Source organism: Atlantibacter sp. (genome assembly GCF_032062175.1).
GTDB lineage: Bacteria > Pseudomonadota > Gammaproteobacteria > Enterobacterales > Enterobacteriaceae > Atlantibacter.
On the sequence record NZ_DAMBQK010000001.1, the window covers coordinates 324,286 to 343,971 of the forward strand.

Annotated in this window: 21 protein-coding genes; 14 read left to right on the forward strand and 7 right to left on the reverse strand. The window is 55.8% G+C overall.

The features are described 5' to 3' along the window. Positions 1-82: 82 nt before the first annotated feature. Positions 83-466, forward strand: coding sequence for a biofilm formation regulator BssR (locus tag RT120_RS01465; protein WP_312978560.1), 384 nt, complete (start codon positions 83-85; stop codon positions 464-466). Between the two features lie 101 nt (positions 467-567). Further along, complete coding sequence (locus tag RT120_RS01470; RefSeq protein WP_409515012.1) at positions 568-1,677, forward strand: PQQ-dependent sugar dehydrogenase; 1,110 nt, start codon at positions 568-570, stop codon at positions 1,675-1,677. Here RT120_RS01470 and RT120_RS01475 read toward each other — a convergent pair whose 3' ends face one another. Beyond that, positions 1,678-2,304 carry a glutathione S-transferase family protein gene (locus RT120_RS01475; RefSeq protein ID WP_312978562.1) on the reverse strand — a complete coding sequence of 209 codons (627 nt, stop codon included), beginning with the start codon at positions 2,302-2,304 and terminating at the stop codon, positions 1,678-1,680. 283 nt (positions 2,305-2,587) lie between these two features. Between RT120_RS01475 and dacC the strand changes: the two genes are divergently transcribed. Continuing rightward, positions 2,588-3,775 (forward strand): serine-type D-Ala-D-Ala carboxypeptidase, encoded by a 1,188-nt coding sequence (dacC, locus tag RT120_RS01480; RefSeq protein WP_409515016.1) that lies wholly within the window; start codon positions 2,588-2,590, stop codon positions 3,773-3,775. A 42-nt stretch (positions 3,776-3,817) separates the two neighbouring features. On the opposite strand, the gene deoR is transcribed toward dacC, so the two are convergent. Then, positions 3,818-4,582, reverse strand: coding sequence for a DNA-binding transcriptional repressor DeoR (gene deoR / locus RT120_RS01485; protein ID WP_312978566.1), 765 nt, complete (start codon positions 4,580-4,582; stop codon positions 3,818-3,820). An 81-nt stretch (positions 4,583-4,663) separates the two neighbouring features. After that, complete coding sequence (gene ybjG, locus RT120_RS01490; protein WP_312978568.1) at positions 4,664-5,272, reverse strand: undecaprenyl-diphosphate phosphatase; 609 nt, start codon at positions 5,270-5,272, stop codon at positions 4,664-4,666. A 282-nt stretch (positions 5,273-5,554) separates the two neighbouring features. Here ybjG and RT120_RS01495 point away from each other — a divergent pair, with 282 nt between their 5' ends. Beyond that, positions 5,555-6,790, forward strand: coding sequence for an MFS transporter (locus RT120_RS01495; protein WP_312978570.1), 1,236 nt, complete (start codon positions 5,555-5,557; stop codon positions 6,788-6,790). Positions 6,791-6,819: 29 nt separating this feature from the next. Here RT120_RS01495 and RT120_RS01500 read toward each other — a convergent pair whose 3' ends face one another. Together RT120_RS01500 and RT120_RS01505 are read right to left on the reverse strand one after the other, a co-directional pair. After that, the gene (locus tag RT120_RS01500) at positions 6,820-7,632 is read right to left on the reverse strand and encodes a Cof-type HAD-IIB family hydrolase (protein WP_312978572.1); all 813 of its coding nucleotides are present in this window, start codon (positions 7,630-7,632) and stop codon (positions 6,820-6,822) included. Beyond that, positions 7,629-8,840: an MFS transporter gene (locus RT120_RS01505; protein WP_312978574.1), complete on the reverse strand. Its 1,212-nt coding sequence runs from the start codon at positions 8,838-8,840 to the stop codon at positions 7,629-7,631. The genes RT120_RS01500 and RT120_RS01505 overlap by 4 nt, the downstream gene beginning before the upstream one ends. An 88-nt stretch (positions 8,841-8,928) precedes the next feature. On the opposite strand from RT120_RS01505, the gene RT120_RS01510 reads away from it, so the two are divergent. Continuing rightward, positions 8,929-9,489 (forward strand): TetR family transcriptional regulator, encoded by a 561-nt coding sequence (locus RT120_RS01510; RefSeq protein ID WP_312978576.1) that lies wholly within the window; start codon positions 8,929-8,931, stop codon positions 9,487-9,489. A gap of 162 nt (positions 9,490-9,651) precedes the next feature. Here the strand turns inward: RT120_RS01510 and RT120_RS01515 are convergent, their stop codons facing one another. Then, on the reverse strand, positions 9,652-11,340 hold the full coding sequence (locus tag RT120_RS01515; protein ID WP_312978578.1) for an aspartate:alanine antiporter: 1,689 nt from the start codon (positions 11,338-11,340) through the stop codon (positions 9,652-9,654). 290 nt (positions 11,341-11,630) lie between these two features. On the opposite strand from RT120_RS01515, the gene ybjM reads away from it, so the two are divergent. After that, on the forward strand, positions 11,631-11,993 hold the full coding sequence (gene ybjM / locus RT120_RS01520; RefSeq protein WP_312978580.1) for an inner membrane protein YbjM: 363 nt from the start codon (positions 11,631-11,633) through the stop codon (positions 11,991-11,993). Between the two features lie 41 nt (positions 11,994-12,034). Here ybjM and RT120_RS01525 read toward each other — a convergent pair whose 3' ends face one another. Then, the gene (locus tag RT120_RS01525) at positions 12,035-12,301 is read right to left on the reverse strand and encodes a GrxA family glutaredoxin (RefSeq protein WP_125291731.1); all 267 of its coding nucleotides are present in this window, start codon (positions 12,299-12,301) and stop codon (positions 12,035-12,037) included. 195 nt (positions 12,302-12,496) lie between these two features. Between RT120_RS01525 and RT120_RS01530 the strand changes: the two genes are divergently transcribed. From RT120_RS01530 to potI, 8 genes are all read left to right on the forward strand, one after another. After that, complete coding sequence (locus tag RT120_RS01530) at positions 12,497-12,787, forward strand: YbjC family protein (protein ID WP_312978581.1); 291 nt, start codon at positions 12,497-12,499, stop codon at positions 12,785-12,787. Then, positions 12,771-13,493, forward strand: coding sequence for an oxygen-insensitive NADPH nitroreductase (nfsA, locus tag RT120_RS01535; protein ID WP_312978582.1), 723 nt, complete (start codon positions 12,771-12,773; stop codon positions 13,491-13,493). The genes RT120_RS01530 and nfsA overlap by 17 nt, the downstream gene beginning before the upstream one ends. A gap of 77 nt (positions 13,494-13,570) precedes the next feature. Then, positions 13,571-14,473 (forward strand): 30S ribosomal protein S6--L-glutamate ligase, encoded by a 903-nt coding sequence (gene rimK, locus RT120_RS01540; RefSeq protein ID WP_312978583.1) that lies wholly within the window; start codon positions 13,571-13,573, stop codon positions 14,471-14,473. A 134-nt stretch (positions 14,474-14,607) separates the two neighbouring features. Continuing rightward, positions 14,608-15,087: a YbjN domain-containing protein gene (locus tag RT120_RS01545; RefSeq protein WP_312978585.1), complete on the forward strand. Its 480-nt coding sequence runs from the start codon at positions 14,608-14,610 to the stop codon at positions 15,085-15,087. 371 nt (positions 15,088-15,458) lie between these two features. Then, positions 15,459-16,571, forward strand: a complete 1,113-nt coding sequence (gene potF / locus RT120_RS01550) for a spermidine/putrescine ABC transporter substrate-binding protein PotF (protein ID WP_312978587.1) — start codon at positions 15,459-15,461, stop codon at positions 16,569-16,571. A gap of 119 nt (positions 16,572-16,690) precedes the next feature. Then, positions 16,691-17,824, forward strand: coding sequence for a putrescine ABC transporter ATP-binding subunit PotG (gene potG / locus RT120_RS01555; RefSeq protein WP_312978589.1), 1,134 nt, complete (start codon positions 16,691-16,693; stop codon positions 17,822-17,824). Between the two features lie 9 nt (positions 17,825-17,833). After that, complete coding sequence (potH, locus tag RT120_RS01560; protein ID WP_312978591.1) at positions 17,834-18,787, forward strand: putrescine ABC transporter permease PotH; 954 nt, start codon at positions 17,834-17,836, stop codon at positions 18,785-18,787. Then, positions 18,784-19,629: a putrescine ABC transporter permease PotI gene (potI, locus tag RT120_RS01565; protein ID WP_125291739.1), complete on the forward strand. Its 846-nt coding sequence runs from the start codon at positions 18,784-18,786 to the stop codon at positions 19,627-19,629. Before potH ends, potI begins: the two co-directional genes overlap by 4 nt. Positions 19,630-19,686 lie beyond the last annotated feature (57 nt).

Genomic DNA, 19,686 nt, shown 5'->3' on the forward strand with positions numbered 1-19,686 from the left:
CTTGATTTAAAACATGTGAACGGTCAAAAATTAGCCATACTCTGTCTGTGCATGATAGATGTCGCACAGGGAGGATACCGTTATGTCCGTTGCCAGACTCAAACACGATCTTTACCAGAAGTTGATCGTGGCCAGAAATGCACTTTCTGCGTACCTGAAGTTGAGAAAAGCGAAGGGATATATGTCGGTGGCTGAGAGCAATCATCTGCGCGATAGTTTGTTCGATTTATGCGCTATCTGGCGGGAAAAATACCCGCGTTTGAAACTGGCGCTTCGCGAAGATGAACTGGCGGCATTACACCGCGGGCTGGATGCCATATCCAGCGCGGCGGTGTGTTTAATGACCGGCAGCCACGATTGCCCGCTCTATATTACGGTAGATGCCGATAAGCTGGAGCGCACCATCGACACATTGAACCTGAGCATTCATCAACTCACCCACCATCAGGCTCCCGCAGAGGCCTGACCCCGGGGGAGCGTAGCTCCCCCGATTTGTTAAAGGTTTTGTAAAAATCCCGCCCTCCGCCGGCACGCTGGCTAACCTTATCGAAAACTGAGGAGAGAGCCATGAAAGCGCGCGTGTCCATTCTTGCCGCCCTGTTATTCGTCAGTGTTTCCACCCAGGCGCAGGACGTAAATGTTGAGGTCCTGCAAAGTAAGCTCGATCATCCGTGGTCGCTGGCGTTTTTACCGGATAATCAGGGCATGCTGATCACGCTGCGCGACGGTCAGCTTAAGCGCTGGCAGCCAGGGGAAGGGCTCTCCGATCCCATCGTCGGCGTGCCCGATGTCTGGGCCGAAGGGCAGGGTGGGCTGCTTGATGTGGTACTGGCACCCGATTTCACCCAAAGCCGCCGGGTCTGGCTGAGCTATTCGGAAGCGGGCAGCGACGGCAAAGCGGGCACCGCCGTGGGCTATGGCCGCCTGAGCGATGACGTTAAACGGCTGGAAAATTTCACCGTGGTATTCCGCCAGAATCCAAAGCTCTCGACCGGCAATCACTTCGGCGGGCGAATGGTGTTTGACGGCAAAGGCTATTTGTATATTGCCTTAGGTGAAAATAACCAGCGCCCAACCGCCCAGGAGTTAGATAAACATCAGGGCAAGCTGATCCGCCTGACCGATCAGGGCAAAGTGCCGGACGATAATCCGTTCGTCAATCAACCGGGCGCGAAACCGGAAATCTGGGCGTACGGCATCCGCAACCCGCAGGGGCTGGCGATGAACCCGTGGAGCAACGCCCTGTGGCTTAACGAACATGGCCCGCGCGGCGGGGATGAGATCAATATTCCTGAACGCGGCAAAAACTACGGCTGGCCCATTGCTACCTGGGGCATCAACTACAGCGGGTTAAAGATCCCGGAAGCCAAAGGTGGGAAAGTGGCGGGCACCGAGCAGCCAATTTTCTGGTGGGAGCACTCCCCGGCGCTCAGCGGTATGGCGTTTTATAACGTCGATAAATTCCCGCAGTGGAAAAACAAATTGTTTATCGGCGCGCTGAAAGACAAGAATCTGATTGAAATGACGGTTAACGGCAACAGCGTTAAAGAGGACGGGCGCTTGTTGGATACGCGCAAACAGCGTATCCGCGATGTGCGCGTCGGGCCGGATGGTTATTTGTATGTGCTGACCGACGAATCCGACGGTCAGCTTTTGAAGCTATCGCCGAAAAGCTAATCAGCTTACCGGGATCATCACGGTATGACGGAACGCCGCGCGCTCGCTAAGCTGCTGATACCAGCGCTGCAGATTAAGACGCGGCGTAAGCTCGATATCGATATTCCACAGATTGTAAACATAGGGCGCAACAGCGATGTCGCCCGGTCCGAACTGATCGCCGGACAACCACGGCAGATGGGCCAGTTCGGCGTCCAGCATCCCCAGCAGTTTATCGCATTGGGCAATGCCCTCTTCGATTTGCGCCATATTGCGCTGCTCCGGCGGGGTTCTCACCAGGCCAAACAGCACAATACGGTGGGCGGGCGGCAAGGTCGACGCCGCCCAGTCCATCCATTTTTCGCCCTGGGCGCGGACGGCGGGCGAATCAAACCAGATACGGTTTTGCCCATATTGCGCGGCTAAGTAACGCACAATGGTATTCGATTCCCACAGCGTAATGCCGGTTTCGTCATCACGCAGGCAGGGAATCAGCCCGTTGGGGTTCATCGCCAGATACGCCGGCTCGTTATTGAGGCCAAACTTTCCGCCTGCGGGGATGGCGTGATAAGGGAGTTCCAGCTCTTCCAGACACCACAGTACCTTTTTCACATTGGTGGAATTCTCTCTGCCCCAAACGGTAATCATGGTTCGCTCCTTAGATGCGCAATAAAGTGTCAACATCATACTCTGCCATGTTCGCCTCTGGCGTGAAAGAACGCGAACAATTCATCAACACACGCTAAAAAAATGACCCGCGCGGCGGCATCGTCGCGTTAATTCGCATAAACTTTAAAAACTTTACCAACACAGTGTTTCTTTACGAGGATGAGTGGGTGACACTCACCGCTCATTGCGATGCATTTGATTTAATTTGTTTTGTTGAAAGGATACTCGGGTGGTACCTATGAACCAGAAAACGCGACTGACAATGATGCGTGTATGGGCTGCGGGCTCTGCGCTGTTACTGATTTCCTCCACGGCGGCCTATGCCGCAGAACAGGTTCAAACACCCGATGCGCCACCGGTGGAAGCCAGGGCGTGGATCCTGATGGATTACGCCAGCGGCAAAGTGCTTGCCGAAGGCAATGCCGATGAAAAACTCGATCCGGCCAGCCTGACCAAACTGATGACCAGCTACGTGGTGGGCCAGGCGCTGAAAGCGCAGAAAATTCATCTTAACGATATGGTTACCGTAGGCAAAGACGCATGGGCGACGGGTAACCCGGCACTGCGCGGTTCTTCGCTGATGTTCCTGAAACCGGGCGACCAGGTCTCAGTGGCGGATTTGAACAAAGGGGTGATTATCCAGTCAGGCAACGATGCCAGCATCGCCATTGCGGATTATGTGGCGGGCAGCCAGGACTCGTTCGTCAGCCTGATGAACAGCTATGCGACCAAACTGGGGCTGACCAACACCACCTTCAAAACGGTTCACGGCCTGGATGCGCCGGGCCAGTTCAGTACCGCGCGGGATATGGCGCTGCTGGGCAAGGCGCTGATTCACGATGTGCCGGAAGAGTACGCCATCCATAAAGAGAAAGAGTTTACCTTCAATAAAATCCGCCAGCCAAACCGTAACCGGCTGCTGTGGAACACCACCATGAACGTCGACGGCATGAAAACCGGCACCACCGCCGGGGCGGGTTATAACCTGGTCGCGTCTGCAACCCAGGGCGACATGCGTTTGATTTCTGTGGTGCTGGGCGCGAAAACCGACGGCGTGCGTTTTCGCGAATCTGAAAAACTGCTGACCTGGGGCTTCCGCTTCTTCGAAACCGTGACGCCGATTAAGCCGGACGCCACTTTTGTGAACCAGCGCGTCTGGTTTGGCGATAAATCTGAGGTGAAACTGGGTGCGGGCGAAGCCGGTTCAGTGACTATCCCGAAAGGCCAGCTGAAAAACCTGAAAGCCACCTACACCCTGACCGAACCGCAGCTCACCGCACCGCTGAAAAAAGGCCAGGTGGTGGGCAATATTGATTTCCAGTTGAACGGCAAATCGATTGAACAGCGTCCGCTGATGGTGATGGAAGCGGTGGAAGAGGGTGGCTTCTTTAGCCGGATGTGGGATTTTGTGCTGATGAAATTCCACCAGTGGTTTGGCGACTGGTTCTAATCAGTAAAATGCTTCCCGCCCGCGGGCGGGAAGCCATTCCTGTTACCACATCAGCGTAATGTTTTTTTCCTGGGCGTAACGCACAAACTCTTCTTCCGGGCGGCTATCGGTGATCAGCGTATCGAACGCCGTGAGTGGGCCCATACAGGCCGAACGCACTTTCCCGAACTTACTGGCATCTGCCACCAGCACATGACGCTGGGCCATCTCCAGCGCCCAGTGTTTTACCGGCAGTTCATCAAGATTAAAACAGGTTGCCCCGTGGCGAATGTGAATACCCGCCGCTGAGAAAAACGCGATATCCGGGCACAAATTACGCAGGGTTTCGTGGAAATTAAGCGGCTTGAAAATGGCGTTGCTGGCGTGGAATTCGCCACCGCACAGGATCACCCGGCACAGCGGTTTTTCCTGCAATGCCAGGAAGGTGTTCAGGGAATAACACACGCCGGTGAAGGGCATGTCGTCGTCCAGCGCGTCAATAATCCACGGCGTGGTGGTGCCGCAGTCGAAAAACAGCGTGTGATGCGGGCGGACCAACTCCGCTGCGTGACGAGCGGCTTTGCGCTTCTCTTCCACCAGGCGGGTTTTCTGGTCGCTCAACAGATAATGACTTACAGCGGAGCTGCGCGGCTCCAGCACGATATAGCCGCCCAGCAGCACTACCGGCGCATTGTTGCCGCTCAGGTCGCGGCGAATGGTCATTTCCGAAACGCCCAGCAACGCCGCCGCTTCTTTGAGATGGAGTTTGTCGCTGCGCTTTAATGCCTGCAACAGCTGCCCGATTCGATCGCCACGCCGTGTTTCCATATCACCTCTGTTATTGTCTTTACCCTGTCTGTGGGCCACGGCCTTCACCGCCAGCGGGCAATTTTACGCGTCGATGCCGCGTTAGTCACGCACCCAACCCTTGCGGATGGGCAGCGCGAAGCAGAATCGATAAATACGGCACAAAAACCGGTACAGCGCACTGCCGCACAGGTTCCAGATTATCTGGGTGCTGAGGCAGGCCAGCAGGCCGACCAGCAGACCGCCCAGCATGTCCAGCGGCCAGTGCACGCCGAGGTAAACCCGCGACCAGGCCACGGCGCAGGCGATAACAAACAGCGCCGCCCCCGACCACAGGCGATGCCAGAACAAAAACGCCAGCGCGAAGGTAAAAATCACCGTGCCGTGATCGCTGGGCCACGAATAATCCGGCGCGTGGTGCAGGAAGTTATAGCCGATCCCTTCAACGAAAGGCCGTTCATGGGGGAACGTTTGCCCCAACACCCAGGAGACCGACATGCTGATAGCCAGGGCGATGGCGGTGCGGATCACCAGATGGCGCTGATAATCAACCTGATGGCGAGGCCCCCACAGCCAGAGCGCCACAATCAGCACCGGCACAATATGAATTAAATCTTTGGCGATAAAAATCGCAGCCTGGATAAGCCAGGCGGGGGAAGCCGGCGTGGCGTTGATCAGGTCAAACAACGACAGGTTCAGGGTTTCCATCATAATCCAGTCCTTAACGGTCCCGCGATCGGCGCTAGGGCGCGGCGCGAAAGGGGATAAACATAAAAGCGCAGCGCTGGCCGGTAAAGGGGTATTGTCTTAGTTATCGGTATGTTGTGTAACAACAGATAACCCCACACGCCTGATTAAAAACCTGCGATGCTGAATGAAACCTTAACGCCACGCGAAAACGTGCGTTTTCAGGATTTGTCGCACACAATTCACTATCTGAATCGCCCCCGTTTCATTACACTCTGCGCGATTTTCAATGGATGACTTTTACGCATGCAAACAACAACTTCTTCAGCCAAACGGCTGGGACGGCAAGCGCTGCTGTTCCCGCTCTGTCTGGTGCTTTATGAATTCTCGACGTATATCGGCAACGATATGATCCAACCCGGTATGCTGACGGTGGTGGCGCAGTATCAGGCGGGCGTGGAGTGGGTGCCGACGTCGATGACCGCTTATCTGGCGGGTGGGATGTTTTTACAGTGGCTGCTCGGGCCGCTTTCTGACCGCGTGGGCCGCCGCCCGGTGATGCTGTGGGGCGTGGTGTGGTTTATCGTCACCTGCCTGGCGACGCTGCTGGCGCAGAATATCGAGCAGTTTACGCTTTTGCGTTTTCTACAGGGGATAAGTCTGTGCTTTATCGGCGCGGTGGGTTATGCCGCGATCCAGGAGTCGTTTGAGGAGGCGGTGTGTATCAAGATCACCGCGTTAATGGCGAACGTGGCGCTGATTGCGCCGCTGCTCGGCCCGCTGGTCGGCGCGGCCTGGATCCACGTCGCGCCCTGGGAAATGATGTTTGTGCTGTTTGCCGTGCTGGCAGCGATCGCCTTCTTCGGGCTGTGGCGCGCCATGCCGGAAACCGCCACCCGCCTCGGCGAAAAGCTGTCGATGAAAGAGCTGGGGCGCGATTACCGTGAAGTGATGAAGAATGTACGCTTCATGGCGGGCGCGTTGTCAATTGGCTTTGTCAGCCTGCCGCTGTTGGCCTGGATAGCCCAGTCGCCGGTATTGATTATCAGTGGTGAAAAGCTCAGCACCTACGAATATGGCCTGTTGCAGGTGCCCATTTTCGGCGCACTGATTATCGGTAACCTGGTGCTGGCGCGCCTGACCTCGCGCCGTACCGTACGGGCGTTAATTATTATGGGCGGTTGGCCTGTCGTGATAGGGCTGGCGGTGGCTGCGCTGGCGACGGTGGTTTCGTCCCATGCGTATTTATGGATGACCGCCGGGCTGAGCATTTACGCCTTCGGCATTGGCCTGGCTAATGCCGGACTGGTGCGCCTGACGCTGTTTGCCAGCGATATGAGTAAAGGTACGGTTTCCGCCGCCATGGGGATGCTGCAAATGCTGATCTTCACCGTCGGGATTGAGCTCAGCAAACACGCCTGGCTATTGGGCGGCAACGGGCTGTTCAGCCTGTTCAACCTCGCCAACGGGCTGCTGTGGCTGGGGCTGATGGTGGTGTTCCTGAAAGACAAAACCGTAGGCAGCGGGTTACAGCCGCAGTAAAAAAATCGCCCTCTGTTGAGGGCGATGTGTTAATTGAAGGGCGCTTCGCGATTCAGGACTTTATCAATCACATCAAGCACCGCCTGATGGTTGTTGTGTCCGGCCTGATAGCGGGCAATCGCGCGGATGTTCTCCGGCGCGTTCTGCATCGCAAACCCGTATCCCGCCTGGGTGAGCATTTCGATATCGTTGCCGCCGTCGCCGAACGTCACCACTTCGTGGTCTTCAATTCCCCAGCGTTGCTGAACGATGCGCAGGCCGTTGGCTTTATGCAAGCCGGGGATAATCAGATCGATAGAGCCGTGCCCGCTGGTCACCGGCACCACAATGCCCTCCAGCGATTCGCCCAGCGCAATCATGGTTTCAGCGAGAATATCGTCCGGCAGGTTAAGGGCGAATTTAAAGAACACATCGTCGATGCCGGTAAAGCTGTCGACTTCTTTCAGGCGGTGGTAATAGCGTGCCGCCAACAGCTTAAATGCCGGGTCGTAGCTTTTCAGTATGTAACCCCACTGCTTGCCGCAGGCAATCACTTCGATATCCGGCAGGGTCAACAGGTGGTCCACCACAGTGTTGTACTCCTGAACGGTAAACTCACCGTTGAACATATCGTCGCCCTCACAGACCACCCACGCGCCGTTATCGGCCACAAAGGCGATCTCATGGGCGATTTCCGGGAAGAACGAGTACAGCTGGAAATACTGGTTGCCGCTCGCCACCGCAAAGCGGATGCCTTGCTCCTTCATGCGGGCGTACTGCGCTAAAAAGCGCGGACGGTTGTACTGCTTCAGATCATCAAGAAAGGTGCCATCCATGTCGACAGCGATCAGTTTCACGCTCATCTGCATTGCTCCGTTGAACTTTCACTATGAGATTCAGGTTTTGCCACCGCACGGGCGACCAGCGCGGCGATAATCACCAGCGACAGCACCACAATCATGGCGCTGCGCAGACCGTAATGCTCGCCCAGGAACCCTAACAGCGGCGGGCCGACCAGGAAAGCCAGGTAGCCGGTGGTGGCGACCACGCTAACGCGCGTTGCGGCATCGGGGCCGGTATCGCTGGCGGCGGAAATGGTCAGCGGGAAGCCGAGCGATGCGCCAAGCCCCCACAGTAACACCGATGCGCCCGCCAGCCAGGGGTTATCGACAAACACGATAATCGCAATCCCCAGCGCGCCCATCACGGCGCTGGCGCGCACCACCGCCACGCGGCTATAGCGGTCGATAAACCAGCCGCCGGTGAAGCGGCCTACCGTCATGCCCAGCGTAAATCCGGCATAGATAATCGAGCCAGAAGTGGCGCTAAATCCGTGGCCGTCCACCATCAACAGCGGCAGCCAGTCGTTGGCCGAGCCTTCGGCGAACGCCATTGCCAGCACGATCAGGCCAATCAGTAGCAACTGGAAATCTTTATAAAACGGCACGCGCTGCTGGGCGTTGGCCTGTTTTTCCTGCTTAGACTCTTTCCCCACGCCATCGGGAATAGCGCGCATGGCGTAAATCATCGGCGCGATAGTCACCAGCCCGGCCAGCAGAATATGCCCATCGGCGCGGATATTGATCGCGGTCAGTGCCATACCCACGCCCGCGCCCGCCAGCGTGCCGAGGCTGTAGAAACCGTGCATCATCGGCAGAATGGTCTTGTTGCTTTCACGTTCAACCACCGCGCCTTCGATATTCAACGCCACTTCGGATGAGCCGAGACCCGCGCCAAAAAGCGCCAGGCCGCTGGCAAACACAAAAGCGGTGGAAATGGCAAGCCCGCCGCACATCAACAGGATGCCGGCAATCGCCAGGATCATACTGTTGCGGATCACGATACGGGTGCCAAATCGCTTAACCAGCCAGGCGGAACTGAGTACGCCACTCATGGAACCGATCGACAGGCCAAACAGCACCACGCCCATTTCTGCGGTGGACACGGCGAGGCCGTCGCGGATAGCCGGGGTGCGGGTGGCCCAGGAGGCCATCAATAAACCGGGTAAAAAGAAAAAGATAAACAGCGCCCAGGTGCGGCGACGCAGGGCCTGACGTGCGGTTAACGGCATTTACTAACCTGGATTCAGGAAAAGGTAAGACAACACTAGCAAGGAAGTGTACATTTGTACATATTACATTGACCAATCCGAGGTCGGGATGAGTAAATCAGAATCCACGCCAGCCGGGCGGCGAGACATTATTTTAGACGCCACATTAGATGCCGTGGCGGAATATGGCATTAACGGCGTGACCCATCGCAAAATCGCGGCGCTGGCCGGGGTGCCGCTGGGGTCAATGACCTACTATTTCACCGGCATTGAAGACTTACTCGAAGAGGCGTTTTGCCGCTTTGCCGATCGCATGTCAGACAGTTATACCCATCATATTGGCCAGGCGACCAGCCCTGCGATGGCCTGCGATGCCCTGACCGATCTGATCTGCGGTGCGTACATGACGACGCCGCGCAACATGGTATTGATGTATCAACTCTATGCCTATGCTGCCTGTCGGCCCGGTTTAAAACTGGTGATGCAGGCCTGGATGCGCCGCAGCCAGGCGCTGCTGGAACACTGGTTCGACCCGGTAACCGCACGGGCGCTGGATGCGTTTGTCGAGGGGATGACGCTGCATTATGTTACCGATAGCGCGCCGCTGGAACGCGATCAATTACGAGAGTTATTAGGACGGATTGCGGGGGAGGAGGGGCGTAACCGCTGAATTTCAGGCAACAAAAAACCCATCAACCTTGAACCAAAACGGCGGGGTTGATGGGCTCCACAAATTGGGGACATCAAAGAAAAGCAGTGGCACTAATTCAGACTGCGGCTGCCTTCAAAAGTTCGCCCCTAAGTTAAAAAAATCACAAAAATTTTTAACGTCCTACCAACCCAACCCCGGCCAGATGATAACAATCAGCGTTCCCGCCAATGTTAACAAGACGTTAGCGATAGCGTAGGTGCCTGCGTAACCCAGCGCCGGAATATTGCTGCGGGCGGTATCGCTGATAATTTCCATGGCGGGCGCGCAGGTACGCGCGCCCATCAGGGCACCAAACAGCAGGGCGCGGTTCATTTTCAGCACCCAGACGCCAAACATAAAGCTGATCACCACCGGCAGCAGGCTGACGATAAGCCCGGCAATAAGCATTTGCCCGCCTACCGCGCCCAGGCTGTGGCCGATGCCGCTGCCTGCGCTTAACCCCACGCCCGCCATAAATACCATCAGGCCAAACTCTTTCACCATCATCAGCGCGCCCTGCGGGATATAGCCGAAGGTCGGATGGTTGGCACGCAAAAAGCCCAGCATAATCCCTGCGAACAGCAGACCCGCCGCGTTGCCGATGCCAAAGCTAAAGGAGCTGAACTGGAAGGTGATCATCCCAATCATCAGGCCGATAATAAAGAAGGCGCAGAAGGCCAGCAGGTCGGTAACCTGGCTGTGAATCGAGATAAACCCGATGCGGTCGGCGATAGTTTTGACGCGGCGCGCGTCGCCGCTCACCTGCAATACATCGCCTTTGTTGAGCACGATATTGTCGTCGATGGGCATTTCAATCTGGCTGCGGATCACGCGGTTCAGGAAGCAGCCGTGATCGGTGAGTTTCATTTGCCCCAGGCGACGACCCACCACGTTATGGTTTTTCACCACGATCTCTTCGGTCACGATGCGCATGTCCAGCAGATCGCGGTCAAACACCTCTTTACCGTTGCGAAAGCTCGGGTCGAGACGAGCATGGGCGTCCGGGTAACCTACCAGCGCGATTTCGTCCCCTTGCTGCAACACCGCGTCGCCATCCGGGTTTGCCAGAATGCCGTTGCGGCGGATGCGTTCGATATAGCAGCCGGTCTGGCGGTAGATACCCAGCTCGCGTAAGTTTTTACCGTCGGCCCAGGCCACCAGCTCTGGGCCGACCCGGTAAGCGCGAATCACCGGTAGATAGACTTTGCGGTTGGAATCGGTATCCAGCCCACGCTCACGGGCGATTTGCTGGGCGCTGGTCTGCAAATCCTGGTGCTGTAGTTTCGGTAAGTAGCGCGCGCCGAATATCAGGCTCACTAAGCCAATCAAATAGGTAAGGGCGTAACCGAGGCTGAGATGATCGAGCGCGGTGCTGAGCGAATTGCCTTCCATACCGGAGTGGCGCAGCGTATCTCCCGCGCCGACCAGAACCGGGGTTGACGTCATCGAACCGGCGAGCATCCCCGCCGTGAGGCCGATATCCCAGCCGAAAAGTTTGCCGAGGCCGAGGGCGATCAGCAATGCGCTGCCGACCATCACCGTGGCTAACATTAAATAATTCTTACCATCGCGAAAAAAAATAGAGAAAAAGTTCGGCCCGGCTTCTACGCCGACACAAAAAATAAACAGCATAAAGCCCAAATTTAGGGCGTCTGTGTTAATAGAAAAATTGTGCTGGCCTAATAATAGCGAGACGACTAAAACGCCAATAGAATTACCCAGTTGGACCGAACCGAGCCGTAATTTGCCAAGACAGAGTCCTAAAGCCAGTACAACAAATAATAACAGGATGTAATTCCCGCTTAACAAATCTGCGACGTTTATATTCACGGCGGCTAACTTCTCGTTTACCAGTAACCTATTGAAATGGGTGATGTTTTACGCTAATGTTTTGGCCCATAATCGAAGATATGCTGATTGTTCATTCATCACATTAATATCTCGGGCAAAAACTAACGATGGGCGGTAGTTTAATCGGATTACCGAAGGTCGGCTAGCGAGAAATAGTGTCGTGAATCGTTTTAGGCAGGGATTGCCGCAGTGCTTATTCTAACTGGGTAACCCGTATTTCCGGGTGATTGTTTTAAGTTTGATATGGGCAATGTCAGGGGATATCGGTGATGAAAGCGCCTTTTTGGCCGGGTACGGTATGCAGCTTCATACTTTTTCTGGTCGTATTTATTCTGCATAAGCTTTCGGTATCGGGATACTATCCCGTTCAGAAGCATCTCGATCTCGGTATGCTGTGCTTTATTTTGCCGGGAATGATTGCCAGTTTCTTCTCTCGCGACGATCGCCTGTTTAAACCGCTGCTGGGCGCGATGCTGGCGGCTCCGTTATGTCTGCTGTTGGTCTTTATTACGCCGATCCCTGAACGTTCGCTGCTTCAGGAAGTGGCCTGGCTGTTCGGTGCGGTGTTCTGGTGTGGGCTGGGTGCGCTCTGCCATCTGTTCGCGCGAAAGCTATTAAAACTGTCAGAATAAAAAAACCGGCTCAGTGAGCCGGTTTTTTTGTGTGCGTTGAATCAGGCGGTATAAAGAGAAAGGTTCGCTTTCGCCCAGGCTTCAAAATCAGTGCAGCCGCCGATGTGGGTCGAATCAACGAAAATCTGCGGTACGGTTTCTACCGGTTTGCCGACGGTTTTTTCCAGGTCAGCTTTGGTGATGCCTTCTGCGTGAATGTCTACGTAGCGGAAGTTAAAGTCGTCGCGCTCGGCGGTCAGTTTCTCAGCCAGTTCTTTAGCGCGAACGCAGTAAGGGCAGCCCGGACGACCAAAAATAACGGCAAACATGATAGCTCCTTGATAACGAGTGCCTGTCGGCGAATGCGGCTATCATGCCATAACCCTAAGTAATGAAAAGCAGGTTACGCCTCTTACTTTGATACCTGTCATCTTTCATCGGCTATTTTTATCGCGCCTTTATGGCTAAAAAGGGCCGGGTGGTTTTCAGGTTATACTCCTCACTTTAACCGCAGGAGAAAAACGATGCGCTCACTGGGTGCGTTACCCAAACCGGTGCTTGTACTGGAAGCCGTCGGCATGGTCTTGCTGGGCCTGGCCTGGCTATCCCTGAAAGACTATGTCGATTTGCCTGCGCCGTTTAACAGCAATACCTGGGGCATCGTGATGGTGTTCCTCGGCGTTCTGCTGATGCTCCCCGCCGCCGTGGCGCTGGTGTGGAACATGGGCCAGAACATGGCGCCGCTGCTGTTTAAATCATCTGCAAAATCAAAAACCTCGCAAGATAAGGATTCACATCATGACGCCAACCATTGAGCTGCTGTGTTCACACCGCTCGATCCGCCACTTTACCGACCAGCCGATTACCGACGCGCAGCGCGAGGCGATCTTTGCCGGGGCCCGTGCGGCGTCCAGTTCCAGCTTTTTACAATGCAGTTCGATTATCCGCGTCACCGACCCGGCGCTGCGCGAAAAACTGGTGCCGTTAACCGGCGGTCAGCAGCACGTGGCGAAAGCGCCGGAGTTTTGGGTGTTCTGCGCCGATTTTAATCGTCACTTGCAGATAAGCCCTGACGCGCAGCTTGGCCTTGCCGAACAGTTGCTGTTAGGCGTGGTGGATACCGCCATGATGGGGCAAAACGCGATGGTCGCGGCGGAATCGCTGGGGCTGGGCGGGGTATATATAGGCGGCATCCGTAACAATATTGAAGCGGTAACCGAGCTGCTGGGCCTTCCCCAACAGGTGTTGCCGCTGTTCGGCCTGTGTCTTGGCTGGCCTGCCGATAACCCGGATGTTAAACCGCGTTTGCCGACGTCTATCGTGGTGCATGAAAACCGCTACCAGCCGCTGGATCGCGATGCGCTGGCCGCTTATGACGACGATCTGGCGCACTATTATCTCACCCGTGGAAGCAATAACCGCCGCGATACCTGGAGCGACCATATCCGCCGCACCATCATCAAAGAGAATCGCCCGTTTATTCTCGACTTTTTGCACAAGCAGGGATTTGCGACGCGTTAATTGTCCTGGCTCGCTACGCAGCGACTAACGGGCCGTGTATGATGTGCCGGTTGATACCAGTGAGAGCGAGGTGAAGGATGAAAATCGCCGTTTTATCCCGGGATGGAACCCTGTGGTCCTGTAAGCGGCTGCGGGAAGCTGCGATGCGGCGTGGTCATATTGTGGAAATCCTCGACCCGCTCTCCTGTTATATGAATATCAATCCGCTGTCGCCCTCGATGCACTACAAAGGGCGGCAACTGCCCCATTTTGATGCAGTTATTCCACGTATCGGTTCCGCTATCACCTTTTACGGCACCGCCGTACTGCGCCAGTTTGAAATGATGGGCAGCTATCCGCTCAATGAATCTGTCGCCATTACCCGCGCACGCGACAAGCTGCGCTCGCTTCAACTGATGGCGCGCCAGGGCATCGACCTGCCGGTCACCGGCATCGCCCATTCGCCGGATGACACCAGCGATCTTATCGATATGGTCGGCGGCGCGCCGCTGGTGGTGAAGCTGGTGGAAGGCACCCAGGGTATCGGCGTGGTGCTGGCAGAAACGCGCCAGGCGGCGGAAAGCGTGATTGACGCGTTTCGCGGGCTCAACGCCCATATTCTGGTGCAGGAATATATCAAGGAAGCCAAAGGCCGCGACGTGCGCTGCCTGGTGGTGGGCGATCGGGTGGTCGCGGCGATTGAGCGCCAGGCGAAAGAGGGCGATTTTCGCTCGAATCTGCACCGTGGCGGCGTGGCGCGGGTGGCGGATATTTCTGCCCGGGAGCGGGACATCGCCTTACGCGCGGCCAGCACCATGGGGCTGGACGTGGCGGGTGTAGATATCCTGCGGTCCGATCGCGGCCCGCTGGTGATGGAAGTTAACGCGTCGCCAGGTCTGGAAGGCATTGAAAACACTACCGGCATTGATATCGCCACCCTGATGATTCAATGGATTGAGAAAAACGCCCGGCCTGGTTTTTGTCTAAAAATTGGCGGTTGAAGCGTGACGCAGGTTTGCGTCTGAGTAAAAGGATGCGCCCATAAGCATAGAAACAGGGGTGCTTTTTGCGTAAGCTATCGGCCGATTATCATTCACAGCACATCGCGAACCGCGAAAAAGAGGTATCAGTTTTTATGGATTCACTCGTCGTCCCCAGTCTGGACACACTGCGCCACTGGCTTGAACAGTTAGAGGTGAGTTTCTTCGAGTGCGATACCTGCCAGGCGTTGCATTTGCCCCACATGCAAAATTTTGACGGCATTTTCGATGCCAAAATCGATTTGCTGGATAACACCATTTTGTTCTCGGCGCTGGCGGAAGTGAAACCGTCGGCACTGCTGCCGCTGGCCTGCGATCTGTCGGCGATTAACGCCAGCTCCCTGACGGTGAAAGCCTTTCTGGATATTCAGGACGATAACATGCCGAAAATGGTGGTTTGCCAGTCGCTTTTCGCCAGCGTGGGCGTGACATTCGAGCAGTTCGCGGCGTTTTTCCGTCAGAGCGAAGAGCAGATCTCCATGGTGATTCTGGAGGCCGGATCGCATCATTTACTCTTTACCAACGAAGACGAAGAGAAAAATAGCGTCGAAATGCATACCCATTTTCTTCACTAACGCTGCTCAATCATGCCGCAGTCGCTGCCAGGGCGACTGCGTATCACATTTTATTATTCTGCCGTTAACCGTCTCTTAAAGAACATTTCACTACCTTTGTCCCCTTTTAAGCCGAGGTGATAGAGCGATTCAGTCTAAAAAATTGATAAAACGCATTTTTTCTACCGGGCTATAGTCCTGGACATATCCTACAGTTATTCTTGCGAAGCGAAAAAAGCCTGCATTGTCTGCCGAAGGATGGTCACTCCTTTTTCTGTGCAGCATGACCAAATATGCATGGAAATTGCATATGTTTCATTGCAGATGTGTAATTGCGTAAATTTAGCTCGGAAAACAACGAGTTTTTACCCTTTATTCAGAAGGAAACAGATATGTTCACCCAAAGAAAAAAATGGTTGTCGGGTGTGGTTGCCGGTGCGCTGATGGCAGCCTCTGCAAGCGTCATGGCTGCCGAACAAAAAACACTGCACGTGTATAACTGGTCAGACTATATTGCCCCGGACACCATCGAAAACTTCACCAAAGAAACCGGTATTAAAGTGGTTTATGACGTGTTCGATTCCAACGAAGTGCTGGAAGGTAAATTAATGGCGGGCAGCACCGGTTTCGACCTGGTGGTGCCATCTGCAAGCTTCCTTGAGCGCCAACTGGCTGCCGGCGTGTTCCAGCCGCTGGATAAAAGCAAACTGCCGAACTGGAAAAACCTCGACCCTGAACTGCTGAAACTGACCGCCAAACACGACCCGGAAAACAAATACGCCATGCCGTATCTCTGGGCGACCACCGGCATTGGCTATAACGTCGATAAAGTGAAAGCCGCGCTGGGCGGTGACGTGCCGCTGAATAGCTGGGATCTGGTGCTGAAACCGGAAAACCTCGAGAAGCTGAAAAGCTGCGGCGTTTCCTTCCTCGACGCGCCTGAAGAGGTGTTCGCCACCGTGCTGAACTACCTGGGCAAAGATCCGAACAGCGAAAAAGCCAATGATTACACCGGCCCGGCGACCGATCTGCTGCTGAAGCTGCGTCCGAATATTCGTTATTTCCACTCGTCCCAGTACATCAACGATCTGGCGAACGGCGACATTTGCGTAGCCATCGGCTGGGCCGGTGACGTCTGGCAGGCGGCGAATCGCGCCAAAGAAGCCAAAAACGGCGTTAACGTTTCCTACATCATTCCTAAGGAAGGGGCGCTGGCCTTCTTCGACGTCTTCGCTATGCCGACCGACGCCAAAAACAAAGATGAAGCCTATCAGTTCCTCAACTACCTGATGCGTCCGGACGTGATCGCCCATATCAGCGACTACGTGTTCTACGCCAGCGCCAATAAAGAAGCCACCCCGCTGGTCAGCGCCGACGTGCGCGACAACCCTGGCATTTATCCGCCTGCGGACGTGATGGCGAAACTGTTCACGCTGAAAGTGCAGGACCCGAAAATCGACCGCGTTCGCACCCGTGCGTGGACCAAAGTGAAGAGCGGCAAGTAATTACCGCGGATAACTGCAGGGCTGCCCTGAAGTGGGGCAGAGGCGACCCGGTCTCTGCCCCGTTATTAGTGCGACAACCGGGCCGCACAGGTATTCATGCTTTTGCCGGAGAGCAATAATTGAACGACGCTATCCCTCGCCCACAGGCGAAAACCCGCAAAGCGCTCACCCCGCTGCTGGAAATCCGCAACCTGACTAAATCCTTCGACGGCCAGCATGCCGTGGATGATGTCAGCCTGACTATCTACAAAGGCGAAATTTTCGCTCTGCTCGGTGCCTCCGGGTGCGGGAAATCAACTCTGCTGCGGATGCTGGCGGGTTTTGAGATCCCGACTCACGGCCAGATTTTGCTGGATGGCGTGGATTTGTCCCGCGTACCGCCGTACCAGCGCCCAATCAATATGATGTTCCAGTCCTACGCGTTGTTCCCCCATATGACAGTGGAACAAAACATCGCGTTCGGCCTGAAGCAGGACAAACTGCCGCGTGGCGAGATTGCCGCGCGGGTAGAAGAGATGCTGACTCTGGTGCATATGCAGGAGTTTGCCAAACGCAAGCCGCATCAGCTTTCCGGCGGCCAGCGCCAGCGTGTGGCGCTGGCGCGCAGCCTGGCGAAGCGCCCGAAACTGCTGCTGCTGGATGAGCCAATGGGCGCGCTGGATAAGAAACTGCGCGACCGGATGCAGCTCGAAGTGGTGGATATCCTGGAGCGCGTGGGTGCCACCTGCGTGATGGTGACTCACGATCAGGAAGAGGCCATGACGATGGCCGGACGTATCGCGATTATGAATCGCGGTAAGTTCGTGCAGATTGGCGAACCGGAAGAGATTTACGAGCACCCGACCACCCGCTACAGCGCAGAGTTCATCGGCTCGGTGAACGTGTTCGACGGCCTGCTGAAATCCCGCGAGGAAGACGGCCTGGTGATCGACTCCCCTGGCCTGATGCACCCGCTGAAAGTCGACCCGGACTCCTCGGTGGTAGACGGCGTACCGGTACACGTGGCGCTGCGCCCGGAAAAAGTGATGCTCTGCGAACAACCGCCAGCCGATGGCTATAACTTTGCCGTGGGTGAAGTGGTGCATATCGCCTATCTGGGGGATTTGTCGATCTATCACGTCCGCCTGAAAAGCGGGCAGATGATCACCGCCCAGTTGCAGAACGCGTATCGCTACCGCAAAGGCGCGCCGACCTGGGGCGATGAAGTGCGTCTGTGTTGGGATGCCGACAGCTGTGTGGTTCTGACGGTTTAAGGAGGCGTGATGAGTCATTTACCTGAACGCCGCGAAGTCCAGCACGTCACCGGCTTTAAGGCCTGGCTGGCGCGGGTGCAGATGGCCCATGGCCGTAAGCTGGTGATCGCGCTGCCGTACCTGTGGCTGATCCTGCTGTTTATGCTGCCGTTCCTGATTGTGTTCAAAATCAGCCTGGCGGAAATGGCGCGGGCGATCCCGCCGTACACCGATCTGGTGAGCGTCGAAGATTCGCAACTGTCGATCATGCTGAATCTCGCTAACTTTCTGCAACTGACTGACGATCCGCTTTATTTCGAAGCTTATTTACAGTCATTGCAGGTGGCAGGGATCTCGACGCTGTGCTGTTTGCTGCTCGGTTATCCGCTCGCCTGGGCGGTGGCGCACAGCAGCCCGTCGACGCGCAACATCCTGTTGCTGCTGGTGATCCTGCCGTCGTGGACCTCGTTCCTGATCCGCGTGTATGCCTGGATGGGCATTCTCAAGGAAAACGGGGTGCTGAATAACGTGCTGCTGTGGCTGGGGGTTATCGATCAGCCGTTAACCATCCTGCACACCAATCTGGCGGTGTATATCGGCATTGTGTATGCCTATCTGCCGTTTATGGTGTTGCCGATCTACACTGCGCTGACGCGTATTGATTACTCGCTGGTGGAAGCGGCGCTGGATCTGGGCGCGCGCCCGTTAAAAACCTTCTTCACGGTGATTGTGCCGTTGACCAAAGGCGGCATTATCGCCGGCTCGATGCTGGTATTTATCCCGGCGGTAGGGGAGTTTGTGATCCCGGAACTGCTGGGCGGCCCGGACAGCATTATGATTGGCCGCGTGCTGTGGCAGGAGTTCTTTAACAACCGCGACTGGCCGGTGGCCTCAGCGGTGGCGATCACCATGCTGGTGATCCTGATTGTGCCGATTATGTGGTTCCACAAGCACCAGAACAAATCCACGGGAGATCACGCATGAATAATTTACCCGTCGTGCGTTCCCCCTGGCGCATTTTGATTCTACTGATCGGCTTTACCTTCCTGTACGCGCCGATGCTGATGTTGGTGATCTACTCCTTCAACAGCTCCAAACTGGTAACGGTGTGGGCTGGCTGGTCGACGCGCTGGTACAGCGAGCTGTTCCAGGATAGCGCGATGATGAGTGCGGTCGGGCTCAGCCTGACCATCGCTGCATTAGCCGCCACCATGGCGGTAGTGCTCGGGACGATTGCCTCGGTGGTAATGGTGCGCTTTGGGCGTTTTCGCGGGGCCAACGGTTTTGCGTTTATGCTGACCGCGCCGCTGGTGATGCCGGATGTGATCACCGGGCTGTCGCTGCTGCTGCTGTTCGTGGCGCTGGGCAACGCCATCGGCTGGCCGTCAGAGCGTGGGATGCTCACCATCTGGCTGGCGCATGTCACCTTCTGTACCGCTTATGTTGCGGTGGTGATCAGCGCCCGCCTGCGCGAACTCGACCGCTCCATTGAAGAAGCCGCAATGGATCTGGGAGCCACCCCGGTGAAAGTGTTCTTCGTGATCACCCTGCCGATGATCATGCCAGCGATTTTATCTGGCTGGCTACTGGCGTTTACCCTGTCGCTGGATGATCTGGTGATCGCCAGCTTCGTCTCCGGACCGGGGGCGACGACCTTGCCGATGCTGGTGTTCTCCAGCGTGCGTATGGGGGTCAACCCGGAGATCAACGCCCTGGCGTCGATCATTCTTGGGGTGGTGGGGATTATCGGTTTGATCGCCTGGTATCTTATGGCGCGCTCCGAAAAACAGCGCCAGAAAGACATCCAACGTGCAAGAACCGGCTGAAGATTCTAAAATCTGAGATTATTAGCTAACAGTGCCGCGTTCGTCGCGGCACTGTGA